Source organism: Pseudoflavonifractor sp. 60, assembly GCF_009911645.1.
GTDB lineage: Bacteria > Bacillota > Clostridia > Oscillospirales > Oscillospiraceae > Lawsonibacter.
This window is the reverse complement of record NZ_QWKI01000340.1, coordinates 1-1660: the sequence shown is the minus strand read 5'-3', so window position 1 is coordinate 1660 and position 1660 is coordinate 1. Positions and strand designations below refer to the sequence as shown.

At 55.5% G+C, this 1660-nt stretch carries 1 protein-coding gene; it reads right to left on the bottom strand.

Annotation, left to right across the window (positions count from 1 at the left end; translation table 11 throughout):
* Positions 1-137: 137 nt before the first annotated feature.
* A complete protein-coding gene (locus tag D1646_RS22280) occupies positions 138-1364 on the bottom strand; it encodes an IS110 family transposase (protein ID WP_160638512.1) in 1227 nt (408 codons plus the stop codon).
* Positions 1365-1660 lie beyond the last annotated feature (296 nt).

Sequence of the window (1660 nt, the reverse complement as noted above, 5' to 3'; positions counted from 1 at the left end):
GCAAACCTGCAAATAGGTGTCAAGCCCCAAAATGAAAAAAGACAGCATAATTTTTGCGGCATGAAAATGGGTATAACAAATTAAGCCGGTCAGCGAGGAATTTTTGCAAACCAGCTGAAAGTGTTCTGTCTGTTCGGTTAAGCGGCGGAATTTGCTCCGCTGTCAAGCATCGCCAGATGCGTTTTTACCCTGGCATAGTAGATGCGCAGAAACTTGGCGGCACCGGCCACGGTGTAGACATAAAAATGCTTGCCCTCGGCCCGCTTTTTGTCCATGAACTGAAATATGGGATTGGCCGGGTCAGAGTGCTGGAGGATCGTGCTGGCGACCATGAACAGGGTTTTTCGCAGATGAGGAGAGCCGCGCTTGGAGATGCGGCGGGATTTGGAGTCGAATGTGCCGGACTGGAAAGGCGGCGCGTCCATGCCCGCGAAGGCCACCAGAGCGCCCTTGTGGGTAAACCGCCGCACATCGCCGATCTCTGCCATAAGCTGTGGTCCGGTGACCTCGCCTGCGCCCTGCATGGCCATGACCACATCGAATTCCGGCAGCAGGGAGGCCAGACGGAGCATCTCCCCGCGCAGGATATACAGCGCGTCATAGACGGCGTTCAGGCTGTCCACAGCCTGAACAATGAGCAGCTTGGTGCTGTCGTTTTTGGGAAATGTAGCCACGGAGTTTCTGGCAGCGGCATGGAGCCTTTCAGCGTCAGACTGAGAGAAGCGATAGCCGGATCTGGTACACCATTTGCGGTAAGCATCCAAGAAAGCGGCAAGGGAAACGCCTGCCACACAGTCCTTGTGCCAGAACCGTTTTACAAAATCCACCCACTTGAAATGCCCGTTGGAACGCTTGGGCTGGCTGTCAAAAAGGGTGTTGACACCGGGGAATGTCTGATCCAGCAGGGAGATCAGGCCGTTGCGGAGGACCACGCTGGATTTCTTGGTGCGCAGGTACAGGCGGTTCTGCATTTTCAGCATCTGCCGGGTCTCGTCCTCCGGCGAGTAGTCCCGCAGCTCCGCCCAGAAGGACAGTGCATAGTTGGCAATCTTCATGGAGTCCGCCTTGTCCGTCTTGACCTTGCGCAGAGAGTTGTCGCTAAAATCATGGATGAGCATGGCGTTGACTACACTGACAAAAAAGCCCGCCTCTTTCAACGCCAGAGCAATGGGACGCCAGTACATCCCCGTATGTTCCATGACAATGCGAATGTCTCCGCCCACATCCCGCAGCGTCTTGATCAGGCAGGACAACCCAGCGGCATCGTGATTCACTTGGAATGGCGTCAGCACCACTTCGCCGCCCGGTCTGCGCACAGCAACGGTGCTTTTCCCCTTGGATACGTCAATGCCGACAGCGGTGATTGGTTCATAGTTCATTTGTAAGCCTCCCAAATCAAAAATGGTTTCAACCGGCGCCCACCGCTGCCCACTACCATTCAGCTTGCTTTGTGACACGAGTGTGCGGTATTGCCCGCTTCTCAACCTGCGCAAATCGAACGCCGCAATGGGAGGGCTGGCTGACAGTTTGCCAAAACGAGCGTGAATAGCTCAAGCAATGCCTCGTCAGTCCGGTTCCCTCCCATTGTAGCTTGGGTATGGGCCGCTGCATAGGGCGGTCATCTTCCCCCGTTTTGGGGGTGTCACCATTGTAGCAAGCA